Annotated in this window: 15 protein-coding genes; 12 read left to right on the top strand and 3 right to left on the bottom strand. The window is 71.5% G+C overall.

All coding sequences use genetic code 11. From position 1 onward, the window contains the following. Nucleotides 1-46: 46 nt before the first annotated feature. Nucleotides 47-1,396 (bottom strand): aminotransferase-like domain-containing protein, encoded by a 1,350-nt coding sequence (locus FRW57_RS07460; RefSeq protein WP_152185699.1) that lies wholly within the window; start codon nt 1,394-1,396, stop codon nt 47-49. Between the two features lie 61 nt (nt 1,397-1,457). Here FRW57_RS07460 and FRW57_RS07455 point away from each other — a divergent pair, with 61 nt between their 5' ends. From FRW57_RS07455 to FRW57_RS07445, 3 genes are all read left to right on the top strand, one after another. Next, entirely contained in the window at nt 1,458-2,948 is a 1,491-nt protein-coding gene (locus FRW57_RS07455) for a CoA-acylating methylmalonate-semialdehyde dehydrogenase (protein ID WP_152185698.1), read from the top strand. A gap of 62 nt (nt 2,949-3,010) precedes the next feature. Continuing rightward, on the top strand, nt 3,011-4,390 hold the full coding sequence (locus FRW57_RS07450) for an aspartate aminotransferase family protein (RefSeq protein ID WP_152185697.1): 1,380 nt from the start codon (nt 3,011-3,013) through the stop codon (nt 4,388-4,390). 152 nt (nt 4,391-4,542) lie between these two features. Then, nucleotides 4,543-5,610: an SIS domain-containing protein gene (locus tag FRW57_RS07445; RefSeq protein ID WP_338055357.1), complete on the top strand. Its 1,068-nt coding sequence runs from the start codon at nt 4,543-4,545 to the stop codon at nt 5,608-5,610. Nucleotides 5,611-5,692: 82 nt separating this feature from the next. On the opposite strand, the gene FRW57_RS23075 is transcribed toward FRW57_RS07445, so the two are convergent. After that, nucleotides 5,693-6,490, bottom strand: coding sequence for a TetR family transcriptional regulator (locus tag FRW57_RS23075; protein WP_162529298.1), 798 nt, complete (start codon nt 6,488-6,490; stop codon nt 5,693-5,695). Between the two features lie 85 nt (nt 6,491-6,575). Here FRW57_RS23075 and FRW57_RS07435 point away from each other — a divergent pair, with 85 nt between their 5' ends. From FRW57_RS07435 to FRW57_RS07395, 9 genes are all read left to right on the top strand, one after another. Continuing rightward, nucleotides 6,576-7,877 (top strand): acetyl-CoA C-acetyltransferase, encoded by a 1,302-nt coding sequence (locus FRW57_RS07435; protein WP_152185696.1) that lies wholly within the window; start codon nt 6,576-6,578, stop codon nt 7,875-7,877. Then, nucleotides 7,874-9,247, top strand: coding sequence for a 3-oxoacyl-ACP reductase (locus FRW57_RS07430; protein WP_152185695.1), 1,374 nt, complete (start codon nt 7,874-7,876; stop codon nt 9,245-9,247). Before FRW57_RS07435 ends, FRW57_RS07430 begins: the two co-directional genes overlap by 4 nt. Nucleotides 9,248-9,250: 3 nt before the next feature. After that, a complete protein-coding gene (locus FRW57_RS07425) occupies nt 9,251-10,150 on the top strand; it encodes a MaoC family dehydratase (protein ID WP_152185694.1) in 900 nt (299 codons plus the stop codon). A 143-nt stretch (nt 10,151-10,293) separates the two neighbouring features. Continuing rightward, nucleotides 10,294-10,692: a hypothetical protein gene (locus FRW57_RS07420; protein WP_152185693.1), complete on the top strand. Its 399-nt coding sequence runs from the start codon at nt 10,294-10,296 to the stop codon at nt 10,690-10,692. 42 nt (nt 10,693-10,734) lie between these two features. Further along, nucleotides 10,735-12,201 carry a sensor histidine kinase gene (locus FRW57_RS07415; protein WP_152185692.1) on the top strand — a complete coding sequence of 489 codons (1,467 nt, stop codon included), beginning with the start codon at nt 10,735-10,737 and terminating at the stop codon, nt 12,199-12,201. After that, nucleotides 12,198-12,866 (top strand): response regulator transcription factor, encoded by a 669-nt coding sequence (locus FRW57_RS07410; RefSeq protein ID WP_152185691.1) that lies wholly within the window; start codon nt 12,198-12,200, stop codon nt 12,864-12,866. Before FRW57_RS07415 ends, FRW57_RS07410 begins: the two co-directional genes overlap by 4 nt. A gap of 141 nt (nt 12,867-13,007) precedes the next feature. Next, a complete protein-coding gene (locus FRW57_RS07405; protein ID WP_238384786.1) occupies nt 13,008-13,634 on the top strand; it encodes a DUF4956 domain-containing protein in 627 nt (208 codons plus the stop codon). Beyond that, nucleotides 13,631-14,464: a polyphosphate polymerase domain-containing protein gene (locus tag FRW57_RS07400; protein ID WP_137122553.1), complete on the top strand. Its 834-nt coding sequence runs from the start codon at nt 13,631-13,633 to the stop codon at nt 14,462-14,464. Before FRW57_RS07405 ends, FRW57_RS07400 begins: the two co-directional genes overlap by 4 nt. A gap of 164 nt (nt 14,465-14,628) precedes the next feature. Further along, a complete protein-coding gene (locus FRW57_RS07395; RefSeq protein ID WP_137122552.1) occupies nt 14,629-14,832 on the top strand; it encodes a cold-shock protein in 204 nt (67 codons plus the stop codon). Nucleotides 14,833-14,934: 102 nt separating this feature from the next. Here the strand turns inward: FRW57_RS07395 and FRW57_RS07390 are convergent. After that, nucleotides 14,935-15,687, bottom strand: a 753-nt coding sequence (locus FRW57_RS07390; RefSeq protein ID WP_275263121.1) for an FGGY-family carbohydrate kinase, incomplete at its 5' end; no start/stop codon positions are given.

The raw sequence follows: 15,687 nt of genomic DNA, 5'->3' as shown, positions 1-15,687 counted from the left end.
CGGGCCGGAGCGGGCGGAAGGGAGGGCGGTCGGGGCGAGGGAGGGGTCAGCGGGCGCGCACGCCCCAGGCCTGGGTGCGAGCCGCCGTCGCGATCGCCTCCGCCAGCTCGTCGTGACCGTCGCGGACGAGGCCCACGGTCACCCGGACGTGTCCCTGCTCCTCGGGCAGCACGGCGAACGGCGCTCCGGGGCTGACGCCGATGCCCTGGCTGGCGAGCCGGACCAGTGCGGCTGCCTCGTCATGCACCGGAACCCAGATGTTCAGGCCCTCGGAGCCGCCCACGGCGACGCCTCGGGTGGCGAGTGCGTTGACCACGGCCTGACGACGCCGCGCGTACTCGTCGCGCGCCGCGGCGACCTCGGCCACCGACCGCTCGTCGGTGAGCAGGCTGAGCAGGATGCGCTGCAGCAGCCGGCTGCTCCAGCCCTGGCCGAGCTGGCGACGGGCGATGACGGCTCCCATCACCTCCGGCGGCCCGCTCATGGCGGCCAGGCGGAGGTCGGGCCCGTGCGATTTGGAGAAGCTGCGGACGTGGACGGTCTGGTCGGGCAGCCACGCGCCGAGGCTGAGCGGCGCGGAGGTCGAGGTGGCGTCGGCCGAGTCGTCCTCGACGACCAGGGTGTCGGTGCCCTCCACGAGCCCCGCCAGCTCCCGAGCCCGCGCCCTCGTCATCGTCACCCCGGTCGGGTTCTGCGCCCGCGGCTGGAGGTAGACCGCGCGTGGCGACGCCGCGAGGGCGGCTGCGAATGCTGTCGGTTCGGGCCCGCCTTCGTCCAGCGGCACGCCGACTACCTCGACGCCGACAGCCTCGAGCAGGTCGAGCAGCGGTGGGAAGCAAGGGTGCTCGACCACCACCCTGTCACCCAGCCGCAGGCACGTCCGGGACACCAGGTCGAGGGCCTCCATGGCGCCGTCCACGACGGTGAGCCTCGCCTCACGAGTGGGCCATTCGTCCAGCAGGACTCGGTGGAGCTCGGGCAGCACGGGTTCGTCGAGGTAGCTGCCGGGCGTGCCCGCCGTGCGGACCGCCGCGAGCGCCCGTGTCAGGCCGGGGAGCAGGGTGGCGTCGGGTACGCCGGTGGACAGGTCGAGCGAGAGCGGTGCCTGGTGCTCGAGGACCCGACGGTAGCGGCCGGCGCCGGCACGAGAGCTGTCGATGACGGTCGTGCCGCGTCTGCCCTCGGTCCGGATCGTGCCGGCGCGGGCGAGCAGCGCCCACCCGGCACTGACGGTGGTGGGTGACAGCGCCAGCTGCCGCGCCACCTCCCGGATCGGGGGCAGTTTGGCCCCGGGCGCCAGGTCGCCGTCGTGGATGGTCCGGCTCACGGCGGTGGCCAGTCCCTTGGCGGTCGGCTGCTCGAGGCGCTCCTCGATGGCGGACAGCACGTCACTCATGTTTTGTAACATAGCAATTGATCTATTGTATGGCGAGTATGTGTGGCCTACCGTGGGGGGCATGACACAGCGCATCTCTCACTGGATCGACGGCCAGCCCACCTCAGGCAACTCCGGCCGCACCTCCCCGGTCTACAACCCCGCCACCGGCGCCCAGACCGGCGAAGTCGAGCTGGCCAGCACCGAAGAGGTGTCGGCGGCCGTGGCCAAGGCCAAGGCTGCCGCGAAGGAGTGGCGGCACGCTTCCTTGTCCAAGCGCTCGGCCGTGCTGTTCGCCTTCCGCGAACTGCTGCACAACCACGTCGACGAGATCGCCGAGATCATCACCGCAGAGCACGGCAAGACGCTGCCCGACGCGGCAGGTGAGGTCTACCGCGGTCTCGAGAACGTCGAGTTCGCCACCGGCGTGCCGCACCTGATGAAGGGTGGCTTCTCGGAGCAGGCCTCCACCGACCTGGACGTCTACAGCATCCGCCAGCCGCTCGGTGTGGTGGCCGGCATCACCCCGTTCAACTTCCCCGCGATGGTGCCGCTGTGGATGTGTGCCAACGCGATCGCCTGCGGCAACGCGTTCATCCTCAAGCCGAGCGAGAAGGACCCGTCCGCGTCGCTCAAGCTCGCCGAGCTGTGGAAGGAGGCCGGGCTGCCCGATGGCGTCTTCACCGTCCTGCAGGGCGACAAGGAGGCCGTCGACGCGATCCTCACGCACGAGGACATCGCCGCGGTGAGCTTTGTGGGCTCCACCCCGATCGCGCGGTACATCTACGAGACCGGCACCGCGCAGGGCAAGCGGGTCCAGGCACTCGGCGGTGCCAAGAACCACGCACTCGTGCTGCCGGACGCCGACATCGACATGGCCGCCGACGCGGTCGTCTCGGCCGCCTACGGTGCGGCCGGAGAGCGCTGTATGGCGTTGTCGGTCACCGTGGCGGTGGGCGACGCCGCCGACCCGCTCGTCGACGCGATCGCCGCGCGGCTCCCCAAGCTCACCATCGGCGCGGGGACGAGCCCGGACACCGACATGGGCCCGCTGATCACCGCAGCCCACCGGGAGAAGGTCGCGAGCTACATCGGCGCGGGGGCCGACGCCGGCGCCAAGGTCGTCGTCGACGGCCGCGAGGCGGACGTGCCGGAGGACGGGTTCTTCCTCGGCACCACGCTGCTGGACGAGGTCAAGCCCGACATGACCGTCTACACCGACGAGATCTTCGGGCCGGTCCTCTCGGTGGTGCGCGTCGACACCTACGAGGAGGGCCTCGAGCTGATCAACGCCAACCCGTTCGCCAACGGGACCGCCATCTTCACGCGCGACGGCGGAGCTGCCCGGCAGTTCCAGTTCGACGTCGAGGTGGGCATGGTCGGGGTCAACGTTCCCGTCCCCGTCCCGGTGGCCTACTACTCCTTCGGTGGCTGGAAGGCGTCGCTGTTCGGTGACAACCACATGTACGGCCCCGAGGGTGTGAACTTCTACACCCGCGGCAAGGTGGTCACTTCGCGCTGGCCCGACCCGGCCACCTCGACGATCGACCTCGGTTTCCCCCGCACCCGCTGAGCAACAGCGGTCGGCATCATCCACGCACGGCAGGCACACGGCATACAGGAGGATCAGCGGCAATGAGCGAGCAGACAGGGACGACGGCCCAGGCCACACCCGGGCAGGAGCAGGTCCGCCGCGACGACCGGGCCCACGTGTTCCACTCGTGGTCGGCCCAGGCCCAGATCGACCCGCTGCCGATCGCGGGGGCGGAGGGCGCCTACTTCTGGGACTACGACGGCAAGAAGTATCTCGACTTCTCCTCGCAGCTGGTCAATGTCAACATCGGCTACCAGCACCCGAAGCTCGTGGCAGCGATCCAGGAGCAGGCGGGCAAGCTCGCGACCATCGCACCGCCGTTCGCCAACGACGCGCGATCCGAGGCGGCCCGCCTGATCGCCGAGCTCGCGCCCGGTGACCTGAACAAGGTGTTCTTCACCAACGGTGGGGCCGACGCCAACGAGCACGCCATGCGGATGGCACGGGTGCACACCGGGCGGCACAAGGTGCTCGCGGCCTACCGCAGCTACCACGGCGCGACGTCGGGTGCGATCGCGCTCACGGGCGAGCCGCGGCGCTGGGGTTCGGAGCCGGGCGAGGTTGGCATCGTGCACTTCTGGGGGCCCTACCCCTATCGCTCGCCGTTCCACTCCACCAGCGAGCAGGAGGAGAGCGAGCGCGCCCTGCAGCACCTGCGCGACACGCTCATGGTCGAGGGGCCACAGACGGTCGCGGCGATCATCCTCGAGACCGTGGTCGGCACCAACGGCGTCCTGGTGCCGCCGGACGGCTACCTCGCCGGGGTCCGCGAGATCTGCGACGAGTTCGGCATCATCTTCATCGCCGACGAGGTGATGGCCGGGTTCGGGCGCTGCGGCGAGTGGTTCGCGGTCGACCACTGGGGCGTTGCTCCGGACCTGATCACCTTCGCCAAGGGGGTCAACTCGGGCTACGTCCCGATCGGCGGTGTCATCATCTCCGACCGGGTGTCGGCGTCCTTCGACGACCGGCCCTACCCCGGCGGTCTCACCTACTCCGGTCACCCGCTCGGCTGCGCCTCGGCAGTCGCCTCGATCAACATCTTCCGCGAGGAGGGCATCATCGAGCACGCTCGGGCCCTCGGCACCGACGTCATCGGGCCGCAGCTGCAGGCGCTCGCGGAGCGGCACCCGTCGGTCGGCGAGGTGCGCGGGCTCGGCGTGTTCTGGGCGCTCGAGCTGGTGCGCGACCGCGAGACCCGCGAGCCGTTGGTGCCGTTCAACGCCAAGGGTGCCGATGCTGCGCCGATGAGCGAGTTCGCCGCCGCCTGCAAGGGCGCGGGGCTGTGGCCGTTCACCCACTACAACCGCACCCACGTGGTGCCGCCGTGCACGACCACGGCCGACGAGGTGAGCGAGGGCATCGCGATCCTCGACGAGGCGCTCAAGGTCGCCGACGGCTACTACACCGGCACCGCCTGAGCCGCGCCGCCTGAACCTGCACCGACACCAGGGACCGAGCCTTCGCGGCCGGTCCCTGGTGTCGTCTCCGGCCGCTGTCGGCGCTGGTGGCCCGGCGGTCGCCCCTGCCGACGAGGCATGATGGCCGCACCAGCCCGATCGAAGGAGACCACGTGACGCCCGCCCCACCCGTCGACCCGGCAGCTCCGACGCTCGGCCGGCTCATGACCGCCGAGATCGACGAGCAGCCAGCGGTGCTGGCCCGGCTGCTCGACGAGGGGCTCGCGCCGATCCGGCAGGTCGCCGAGCAGATCAGGAGGGCCGAGCCGCGCTTCGTGATGCTGGCGGCGCGTGGCACGAGTGACCATGCGGCCCTCTACGCGAAGTACCTCATCGAGATCGCTCTCGGCCTGCCCGTGGCGCTGGCCTCGCCGTCGACCGTGACCGTGTATGACGCCCAGCCGCACCTGGAGGACGTGCTCTGGATCGCGGTGAGCCAGTCGGGCGGCTCACCCGACCTGATCGGGTCGACCGACGCCGCGCGCCGCGCGGGAGCCCACACCCTGGCCCTGACCAACGCCCCCGACTCGGCCCTGGCCGCGACGGCGCAGTGGCACGTCGATGTCAGGGCCGGCGTCGAGAAGGCGGTGGCCGCGACGAAGAGCTACACGGCGGAGCTGCTCGCGCTCTGGCTGCTCGTCGACGCCTGGCGTGGCGGTGACGCAACGGTGGCCAAGGACCTGCCCGAGCAGGCGGGGCGGACCCTGGAGCTCGCGGACGTCGCGGCGGTGGCGGCGCGCTACCGGTTCGTCGACAAGATCGTGACGACCGGTCGGGGCTATGCCTATCCGACGGCGCGGGAGGCCGCGCTCAAGCTGATGGAGACGTCATACGTGTCGGCTCACGCCTTCTCGGGGGCGGACCTCATGCACGGCCCGCTGGCCATGATCGACGTGGACCGGCCGGTCATCGCCGTGGTCTCCGCCGGCCCCGGGGGCGAGGCGCTGCGGCCGGTCTTGGAACGCCTGCACGAGCGCGATGCCGACGTGTGCATCGTGGGCGACCCGGGCTTCGCGCTCGGCGAGGACACCGTGATCCGTCTCCCGGACGGCGTGGACGAGTCGATCGCCCCGATCCTGCAGATCATGCCGCTGCAACGCCTCGCCTGCGCGATCGCGGTGGCGCGCCACCACGACCCCGACGAGCCCCGCGGCCTGCTCAAGGTCACCCGGACCCGCTGATCGTGCCGTAGAGCATCCGCACGACACCCCGGCTTCGGTCGCGCGGTCACGAGTCCGCCTGCGGCTCCCGAGGATCGGGGTGCTAGCCCTCCTCGAGAGCGGCGTCGAGGCCACCGCAGACCAGGTCGGTGACGTGCGCCACCAGCTCCGGTCGGGGCATCGGGTCGGGTTCGGCGAGCCAGTGGTCGGTGACCGCGCGGACCAGGCCGACCAACCCGTGTCCCCAGGCGCCGGCGGGAGCGGTGTCGTGGCCGCCGGCGCGCAGCCGGGCAGCGATGATGCTGGCCACGTGCTCGCCGATCCGGCCGGTCATCCCGGCGACCGGGTCCTGCTCCGGCGCCCGGTCGAGCAGCGGTCTGGTGACGACGAATCGGTAGACCTCGGGGTCGCGTTCGACCAGCCGCAGGTAGGTGTCCACCACCGCCGACATCAGCCGGCGCAGCTCGGTCCGCACCTCGGCTCCGCTCGCGGCCGGACGTCCTGCACCGTGGTCGCCCGGCCGACCAGTTCGCAGGACGTCCTGCCGGCGCGCTTCGGGACGTCCTGCACCGTGGTCGCCCGGCCGGCCGGTTCGCAGGACGTCCGGCGCCGGATCGGTCGCGGCGACGGTGATCTCGCGCAGGATCAGGTCGTCGACGAAGGCGACCACCGCGACATACAGGCCGGCCTTGTCGCTGAAGTGGCGATAGATCACGGTCTTGCTGGTGCCTGCCTCGGCCGCGATCTCGTCCATCCCGACGCCGGCCCCGTGGTGGCGGATGGCCCGGAGCGTCGACTCCACCAGCTCGGCGCGGCGGGCGATGCGGTGGTTCTCCCAGCGTGTGTCCCGCCCGTCCCGTCGACCGGTGCGGTCGGCCGACGACGTGGTGGTTCGGCTCATGGCACGGACGATACCCCAGACTGTTCGTACCTGATACATTCGGTATCGAGCAGTTTTCCCGTCTTGCCCTATTCCCGGAGGAACCATGGCACCCCCTGCCACGCGCTCGGCCGTCGTCGTCGGCGGCAACCGCATCCCGTTCGCCCGCGCCGGAGGCCCCTACGCGCACGCGTCCAACCAGGACATGCTCACGGTCACCCTGGACGGTCTGGTCGCGCGCTTCGGACTGACCGGCGAGCGGATCGGCGAGGTCGCCGCCGGCGCAGTCCTCAAGCACAGCCGCGACTTCAACCTCACCCGTGAGGCCGTGCTCGGCTCCCGGTTGTCGCCCCACACCCCGGCGTATGACGTGCAGCAGGCCTGCGGGACGGGGCTCGAGGCCGCCATCCTGGTCGCGGGCAAGATCGCCCTCGGGCAGATCGACTCCGGCATCGCGGGTGGCGCCGACACCGCGAGCGACGCGCCGATCGCGGTCAACGAGGGCCTGCGGCGGGCTCTGCTCGACGCCAGCCACGCCAGGAGCACGGTCGACAAGCTCAAGGCGCTCGCCGGGCTGCGGCCGGGTCAGGTCGTGCCCGAGACCCCTCGCAACGCCGAGCCGCGCACCGGCCTGTCGATGGGCGAGCACCAGGCGCGGACCGCCGCGGAGTGGCAGATCGGACGGGAGGAGCAGGACGCGCTCACCGTGGCCAGCCACCACCACCTCGCCGCGGCCTATGACCGAGGCTTCTTCGACGATCTCGTCACCCCCTACCTCGGCCTGACCCGTGACCAGAACCTGCGACCCGACACCTCGCTCGAGAAGCTGGCGCGGCTGAAGCCGGTCTTCGGCAAGGACCTCGGGGACGCGGCGACGATGACCGCCGGCAACTCGACCCCGCTGTCCGACGGCGCGTCCGCCGTGCTGCTGGCATCCGAGAACTGGGCGGCCGAGCACTCGCTGCCCGCGCTCGCCCGGTTCGTGGACGCCGAGACCGCGGCGGTGGACTACGTGCACGGGGCCGAGGGGCTGCTGATGGCTCCCGCGTATGCCGTGCCGCGGCTGCTCGCGCGGCAGGGGCTCTCCCTGCAGGACTTCGACTACTACGAGATCCATGAGGCCTTCGCGTCCACCGTGCTCACCACCCTCGCGGCCTGGCAGAGCGAGCAGTTCTGCCGTGAGCGCCTGGGCCTGGACGCGCCGCTCGGCTCGATCGACCGCGACAAGCTCAACGTCAACGGCTCGTCCCTCGCCGTCGGTCACCCCTTCGCCGCGACCGGCGCCCGCATCGTGGCCACCCTGGCCAAGGAGCTGCACGACCAGCCGGGGGAGACGGGACGTGGGCTCATCTCGATCTGTGCCGCCGGCGGCCAAGGTGTCGTCGCGATCCTGGAGGCCGTGAAGTGACCGACCGTTACACGTCATTCGTCAACGGAGGCGTCGGCAAGGGAGTCGCCAAGCGGCTCGGCCTGCCTCGCCCACAGGTCCTACGACGCTACGAGGTCGGGCAGCCGCTGCTCGACGGGTCCGCCCTCGTGGGGGGTGTGGGTGATGCTCCGCTGAGGGGTGCGCTGACAGAGACGTTGCGCTCGGCCGGCGTGGAACTGCTGGAGGGAGAAGCGGTCTCGAGCTCCGGCACCAAGATGGCGGCCGTCGTCGTCGACGCCACGGCGGCTCGCCTGATCACCGACCTGGACGACCTGCGCGGGGTGCTCCAGCCGACGCTGCGCCGACTGGCCCCGTGCGCCCGGGTGCTCGTCGTCGGGTCCGATCCCGACCAGCACGCGGATCCCCAGGCGGCCGCGACGCAGCGCGCCCTCGAGGGCATCGTCCGCAGTCTCGGCAAGGAGCTGCGGGCCGGCGCCACGGCCAACCTGCTGCTGGTCGACGAGGCGGCGCTGTCCGGCTCCGCGGTCGAGGTCCTGGAGTCACCGCTGCGGTTCTTCCTGTCCGCCCGGTCCGCCTACGTCGACGGCCAGCCGGTGCGCATCAGACCAGCCGAGGTCCACGAACCGGCCGACTGGACACAGCCGTTCGCGGGCCAGGTGGTCGTGGTGACCGGTGCCGCCCGTGGCATCGGGGCGTCGATCGCGACGGTCTTCTCCCGGGACGGCGCCCACGTCGTCTGCGTCGACCTGCCCGCGGCGGGAGAGGCGCTCGCCAAGACCGCGAACCGTGTCGATGGCACGGCCCTGCAGCTCGACATCACGGCGCCCGACGCCGGTGAGCGGCTGGCGCAGCACATCGCCGCGCGCCACGGCGGCAGGCTCGACGTCGTCGTGCACAACGCGGGCATCACCCGGGACAAGCTGCTGGCCAACACCGACGCCGACCGGTGGGGGAGCGTGCTCGACGTCAACCTGGCAGCGCAGCTGCGGATCAACGAGGTGCTGCTCGACCCGGACCGGCCGGGTGGGCTGGCCGACGGCGGCCGCATCGTCAGCGTCTCGTCGACCAGCGGCATCGCCGGCAACCGGGGGCAGGCCAACTACGCGGCGAGCAAGGCCGGGGTCATCGGCCTCGTCCACGCCCTGTCGGCCCAGCTGGCCGACCGCCGGATCACGGTCAACGCCGTCGCGCCCGGGTTCATCGAGACCGAGATGACCGCCAAGATCCCGCTCGGCACCCGCGAGGTCGGACGCCGGATCAACAGCCTCAGCCAGGGTGGTCAGCCGGTGGACGTCGCCGAGACCATCGCCTGGCTGGCCGGTCCGGCGAGCGGCGGGATCACCGGGCAGGTCGTCCGGGTCTGCGGGCAGAGCCAGCTGGGGGCCTGAGCCGTGGCCGACGAACGCACACCGCGCGCGACCAGGTCCGACGCCACCGTGCTCGACCACGCCCCGGCCCTCGGGCCGCTCTACGCCCGGGCCCTGCTGACCGCACCCGGGCGCGGAGGGGAGCTGACCGAGCACGAGGTGACCCAGCACGGTGCGCGCATCGATCGCGAGCGGCTCACGGCATACGACCGCGTCTGTGGTTTCGGCGTGCGTGACGAGCTGCCGGCGACCTACCTGCACGTCCTGGCCTTCCCGCTGCAGATGGTGCTGATGGTCGACCGCTCGTTCCCCTTCGCGCTGCCCGGGCTGGTGCACGTGCGCAACCGGATCGTGCAGCACCGCCCGGTCCGGGCCGACGAGGTGCTCGACCTGCGCGCGACCGCCCGCAACCTGCGACCGCACGCCAAGGGTGCCCAGGTCGACCTGGTGGCTGAGGCGCGGGTGGGTGACGAGCTGGTCTGGGAGGGCGTGAGCACCTACCTCGCCAAGGGGGCCGAAGCGCCCGGGCAGGCCCTGTCAGGTCACGACGAGCTCGAGGTCTCGCTGCCGGACGACGCCAGTCCTGCGGCGGTCTGGCGGGTGCCGAAGGACATGGGGCGCCGCTATGCCGGGGTCAGTGGCGACGTCAATCCCATGCACCTGAACCCGCTCGCCGCCAAGGCGTCCGGCTTTCCCCGCATGCTCGTGCACGGGATGTGGACCAAGGCTCGGGCGCTCGCCGCCCTCGAGCCCCGCCTGCCCGAGGCGTATGCCGTCGACGTCGCCTTCAGCCGTCCGCTGCTGCTCCCCGCCACCGTCGGCTTTGTGGCTTCGACCGCGGGAGGGCCGGATGAGTGGGACTTCGCGGTCCGCCCGGCCAAGGGCGGGCGCGAGCACCTGCGAGGTCGGGTCATCTCTGTGTGACCGTCTGCGGGCCACCTCCGGCGTCGCCCTGACGACACGGGGCGCCGGTACTCGGGTGGCCTGCCCACGGCACCATGTGCGGATGAGAGTCCTCTCATCCGCAGCTCATCGCCCGCTGAGCCCGCTGCGGCACCATGGTGGCCATGAAGGCGTCGCGGCTGATCCTGCTGACCGTCGTGCTGCTGGCCCTGGCCGGAAGCGCGCTGACGGCCCTGCTGGTCTCCGGCGACAACAGCCCCGAGCTCGGCGAGACGGTGCACATCCGCACCGTGGGCGGACCAGCGCCTGGTCGCACGCCGGCTCCCCGCCCGTCGACGACGAGCGCCACCCCCGAACCGCCGGCTTCGACCACGTCCAGCACCCGCCGATCCAGCCCGAGCAAGACCGCCACGTCCGGGCCCGCACCCGACCGCACGCACGCCTCCGACCGACCCCAGGCGACGCGGGTCACCGGCACGCCTCCTCAGGCCGGCGTCGACGATGACGACGATCACGGCTGGGACGATGCGGACGACGACCGGGACGACGGGCTCGATGACTGACCGAGCCGAGCGGACCTCCCTTCGCCCCACCCGGTCGTCGCCATGAGCGCCCGTGGCCGGATCATCGGCTGGATGGTGCTCCTCGTCGCCATCGCGCTGGCCGGGTCCATCGTCGTGACGGCGCAGGTGATCTCGGTGCGGGCCGACGACATCGCGGGGGACAACCTGTCCCACGAGGCCGACAGCTTCCACGCGTATGCCGCCTCGCCGACCGGTCGGTCCCAGCAGTCGGTCGACGCGCTGCTGACGCGTTACCTCGAGGACAGCGTGCCGGACAGCGGCGAGTCCTACTTCACCCTGTTGGACGACCAGCCGGACCGGCGCAGCTCGGTGGAACCGCCGGCCCGTCTCGACACCGACCCCGGGTTCATCAAGGAGGTCGCGGGTCATGCCGAACCCGTGTCGGGGTGGTGGCAGAGCCGGGCGGGCAAGGTCCGCTACGGCGTCATCCCGGCCAGGGTGGACGGAGACCCGCAGCGTGGCGCCTTGGTGATCCTGCAGTTCCGTGACGTCCAGGCCGGACCGTTGTTCGCCTCGGTCAAGATCTTCGGCATCGTCGCGGCGGTCGCGCTGGTCTTCGCCGGCGTGGCGAGCTGGCTGGTCGCGGGCCGCGTCCTCGAGCCGGTCCGCCTGATGCGGCAGACGGCCGAGCAGATCAGTGAGTCCGACCTGCACCGCCGGATCCCCGTCACCGGCAAGGACGACGTCGCCCGGCTGTCGGCGACCTTCAACCGGATGCTCGACCGGCTCGAGGGTTCGTTCGACACGCAACGACGGTTCATCGACGACGCCGGCCACGAGCTGCGGACCCCGATCACGGTCGTCCGCGGCCACCTCGAGCTGATGGGGGACGACCCGCAGGAGCGCGCGGAAACCACCGCCCTCGTGCTCGAGGAGCTGGACCGGATGAAGCGCATCGTCGTCGAGCTCATCGACCTGGCCCGGGCCGAGCGCCCCGACTTCCTCGCGCCGGGTCCTGTCGACCTCGCCGACCTCACCGTCGACGCGCTGGCCCACGCACGCGTCCTCGCCGAACGGCACTGGGCGGTCGACGCCGTGGCCGAGGGCACCGTGGTGGCCGACGGGCAGCGGCTCACCCAGGCCCTGATGCAACTGGCGTCGAACGCGGTGCAGCACACCGCCTCTGGTGACCGCATCGCCATCGGTTCTGAGCGGTATGGCGACCGGTTCCGGCTGTGGGTCAGTGACACCGGGCGCGGGGTGTCACCGGCGGACGCGCCGCACATCTTCGAGCGGTTCCGCCGCGGTGAGGGACCGGTGCGCGCCCACGGGGCGGGGCTCGGTCTGTCGATCGTGAAGTCCATTGCCGAGGCCCACGCAGGCACCGCCCGGCTCGTCGATCGCCCGGGTCCGGGGGCGACCTTCGTGCTGGACCTGCCGCTCGCGGCCGGCGACGTCGAAGTGGTGCCCGATCGCGACGACGAGGCGACCGGGACTGACCAGGCCTTCTCCGACAGTCCGACACCCGACCCGGAGGCGAGACCATGAACCGCATCCTCATCGCCGAGGACGAGGCGCGCATCGCCTCGTTCCTCGAGAAGGGTCTGCGCAGCAACGGCTTCGTGACCACCACGGTCCGCAACGGCCGAGCCGCCCTGGACGAGGCGCGCCATGGTGACCACGACCTGCTGGTGCTAGACATCGGCCTTCCCGAGATGGACGGCTTCACCGTGCTGCACCGGTTGCGCGAGGCCAAGTCGACCATTCCGGTGCTGATCCTCACCGCCCGGGACAGCGTCGATGACAAGGTCGCCGGGCTCGCCGGCGGTGCTGACGACTACCTGGCGAAGCCGTTCGCGTTCGACGAGCTGCTGGCCCGGGTCCGGCTCCGGCTGCGCGGCGACCGGGTGGCCGAGGCCACGGTGCTCGAGGTCGGGGGGATGAGTCTCGACCTGCGCACCCGACGGGCCCGTGTCGATGGCAGGGAGATCGACCTCAGTGCACGGGAGTTCGCGCTGGCCGAGGCCTTCTGCCGGCACCCCGACCAGGTGCTGTCTCGCGAGCAGCTGCTCTCTCAGGTCTGGGGATTCGACTTCGACCCGGGGTCCAACGTGGTGGAGGTCTACATCCGCTACCTGCGGCGCAAGCTGGGCGCCCAGAGGATCGAGACGGTCCGGGGGATGGGCTACCGGCTCGTCGTCGACCCCAGCTGACCGCATCCCGCGGCTGCCTCGAGGTGCCAGTGATGAGAGCGCTCTCATCCGGGGCTTGCGTGGGTCTCATCGGCGTTGGGCACGGTGGGTGTCAGGTCGGGCACCGCGACGGTTGCCCGGCGACGCAGAAGGAGAGACCTGATGAACCTGATCATGGCGATCACCGCCGACCTCGCCGCCATCACCCTGCTCGTGTTCGGGGTCTACTACCGCCGGCACTTCCGGCGCGATCTGGTGCTCGCCTACGTCGCACTGAACGTCGGGATCATGGCGGTCGCCGCCCTCCTTGCCGGCAGTGGCGCCGGAATCGGCCTGGGCATGGGCCTTTTCGGGATCCTGTCGATCATCCGCCTACGGTCTGACGCGATCACCCAGGAGGAGGTCGCCTACTACTTCATCGCGCTCGCCCTCGGCCTCGTGAACGGTCTGCACCCGGGCCCGATCTGGCTCGCCCCAGCGGTCTCGGGCGGTCTCGTGCTGGTGATGTATGCCGCGGACCACCCGAGGTTCGCCCCCCGGACGCGACGCCAGACGGTGACCATGGACACGGCATACCCGCGGGAGCCCTCGCTCCGGGCCGCGCTCGAGCAGCTGCTCGACGCCGACGTTCTCCACGTGGTGGTCCTCGAGCTCGACCTCGTGCGCGACACCACCGTCGTGGACGTCCGCTTCCGGAGCCGCCCGCAGCCAGTGGCCACCCGGGGACAGACCCAGCGGCCGGGACGGGAGCTGGCCGGCCAGAGCGACCTCGTGGCGGTGACCCGATGACCGCGCTCGCCTCGGCCACGTGCGGGGCACCGGCACGCACGGCAGCGGCATCCCGCTCGCGAGCCGTTCTGCAGGCGGTCGCGTCTGGCAGCGCGTCGGTCGCCCTGCCCCAGGTGATGGAGGTGGCCGGGCTGCAGACCCGGGTGGACCGGAAGTACCTCCTCACGCCCGAGCAGTTCGCCACGCTCGCCGGCGACCTGGGTTGCCGGTTCCGTGCCCTGCAGATCGGTGGGCGCCGGCTGTTCGGCTATGAGTCGGCATACTTCGACAGCCCGGACCTCGCGCTCTACCGGGCACACCGGCAAGGGCGGCGGCGCCGCTACAAGGTGCGTTCGCGCAGCTACCTGGACAGCGAGGAGTGCCTCTTCGAGGTCAAGCTGGAGGGGCGGCGGGCGGAGACGGTCAAGCACCGCGTGCCCTACCCCTTCGAGGAGCGCGGCGGGATCAACCGGGCGGCGGTGGAGTTCCTCGAGGGCGTGCTGCACGACGAGTACCGTCTGCGGCCGCCTGAACTGGTGCCATCGGTGACGACCCGCTACCGCCGGGCGACGCTGGTCGACCTCGACGAGGGGTCGCGGCTCACCTGTGACGTGGACCTCGAGTGCGTCCTGGACGGCCGCAGCGAATGGGGTCCGGACCGGGTCCTCGTCGAGAGCAAGAGCACCGGCTCCGGCTTCGCGGACCGGGCACTGGCCGCGCGCGGTGTCCGGGGCGTGAGCGTGAGCAAGTATTGCCTCGGAGTCGCCCTGCTGCACCCGTGGCTGCCGGCGAACCGGTGGAACCGGATCCTGCGGGGTGAGTTCGGTTGGAGCCCGCAGCGTGCATGTTAGGGTTGAGTTGGTTGCAGTTGCAGTTCCTCGCAGGTCGAAGAAGTGCCCGCCCCAACGAGCGGGCCTTTTTTATCCCAACGGGCATGTCCCGGCAGTGGGGGTAGTACGGCAGCCTGGCCCGCGCGAGGTGCGCGGTCCACCCGCCAATAAGAAAGAGTTACCCCATGGCACAGGGCACCGTGAAGTGGTTCAACGCCGAGAAGGGCTTCGGCTTCATCGCACAGGACGGCGGCGGCCCCGACGTCTTCGTGCACTACTCGGCCATTCAGTCGGACGGCTACCGTTCGCTGGACGAGGCGCAGCGCGTCGAGTTCGAGGTCACGCAGGGCCCCAAGGGCCCGCAGGCAGACGCGGTCCGTCCGGTCTGATCCACCAGCGAGACTGACTGCGGCACCGCAAGTTTCGTAGTCCTATCGCAGTAAGGACGAGGCCCCCGGGTTCACCCGGGGGCCTCGTTGCGCGTGCGGCGGTCACACGTGCGGATACAGCTGGTGCCGGTATGCCGCGTAGCGCTCGCGCACCTGCTGTCCCCATCCCTCGCCGCTGGGTGCGATCTCTGCGGCGACCCGCCGCTCCCAGACCGGTGGCTCGTCGGAGCCGGACTCGACCCAGGCGGCCTGCCGGGCGGCGCCCAGCGCGACGTATTCACCCGGCTCGGGAACCACGACCGGCACCCCGAAGATCTCGGGAGCCGCGGAGCGGACCGCCTGCGACTGGGCGGCGCCGCCGATGAGCAGCACCTGCTCGACCGGGACGCCGCTGCGCCGGACCGCGTCGAGTGCATCGGCCAGACCGCACAGCATGCCGAGCACCCCGGCCCGCGCGACGTGCTCGGGAGTCATCGTCGACCGCCGCAGCCCGTGCAGGCTCCCGGAAGCCTCCGGCAGCGAAGGGGTCCGCTCACCGTCGAGGTAGGGCAACAGGATCGCGCCGTCGGCGTCGAGCGGGGCCTGCGCCTGGAGGCGCTCCATCCCGGCCAGGTCGGTGCCGAGCGCGGTGGCGACGGCTCCGAGGACCCGAGCCGCGTTCATCGTGCAGGACAAGGGAAGCAACTGCCCCTCGCCGTCTGCAAACCGGTTGAGCTCGCCGCTCGGGTCCGGTTCGGCATCGGCCGCCGACGCGAAGACCGCGCCGCTGGTGCCGAGTGAGACAACGGTCTCCCCGGCCCGCAGGCCCAGACCGAGCGCGGCCGCGGCGTTGTCGCCGAGCCCGGGGCCGACCAC

Source organism: Segeticoccus rhizosphaerae, from assembly GCF_009192725.1.
In the GTDB taxonomy this organism is placed as follows: Bacteria; Actinomycetota; Actinomycetes; order Actinomycetales; family Dermatophilaceae; genus Segeticoccus; species Segeticoccus rhizosphaerae.
The sequence above is the reverse complement of the archived record's forward strand: the minus strand, read 5'-3'. Positions and strand labels throughout refer to the sequence as shown.

What these genes read in the sequence shown, in the direction of transcription:
- FRW57_RS07460 (WP_152185699.1), bottom strand. Translation starts at nt 1,396, where the DNA reads ATGAGTGACGTGCTGTCCGCCATCGAGGAGCGCCTCGAGCAGCCGACC.
- FRW57_RS07455 (WP_152185698.1), top strand. Translation starts at nt 1,458, where the DNA reads ATGACACAGCGCATCTCTCACTGGATCGACGGCCAGCCCACCTCAGGC.
- FRW57_RS07450 (WP_152185697.1), top strand. Translation starts at nt 3,011, where the DNA reads ATGAGCGAGCAGACAGGGACGACGGCCCAGGCCACACCCGGGCAGGAG.
- FRW57_RS23075 (WP_162529298.1), bottom strand. Translation starts at nt 6,490, where the DNA reads ATGAGCCGAACCACCACGTCGTCGGCCGACCGCACCGGTCGACGGGAC.
- FRW57_RS07435 (WP_152185696.1), top strand. Translation starts at nt 6,576, where the DNA reads ATGGCACCCCCTGCCACGCGCTCGGCCGTCGTCGTCGGCGGCAACCGC.
- FRW57_RS07420 (WP_152185693.1), top strand. Translation starts at nt 10,294, where the DNA reads ATGAAGGCGTCGCGGCTGATCCTGCTGACCGTCGTGCTGCTGGCCCTG.
- FRW57_RS07415 (WP_152185692.1), top strand. Translation starts at nt 10,735, where the DNA reads ATGAGCGCCCGTGGCCGGATCATCGGCTGGATGGTGCTCCTCGTCGCC.
- FRW57_RS07410 (WP_152185691.1), top strand. Translation starts at nt 12,198, where the DNA reads ATGAACCGCATCCTCATCGCCGAGGACGAGGCGCGCATCGCCTCGTTC.
- FRW57_RS07405 (WP_238384786.1), top strand. Translation starts at nt 13,008, where the DNA reads ATGAACCTGATCATGGCGATCACCGCCGACCTCGCCGCCATCACCCTG.
- FRW57_RS07400 (WP_137122553.1), top strand. Translation starts at nt 13,631, where the DNA reads ATGACCGCGCTCGCCTCGGCCACGTGCGGGGCACCGGCACGCACGGCA.
- FRW57_RS07395 (WP_137122552.1), top strand. Translation starts at nt 14,629, where the DNA reads ATGGCACAGGGCACCGTGAAGTGGTTCAACGCCGAGAAGGGCTTCGGC.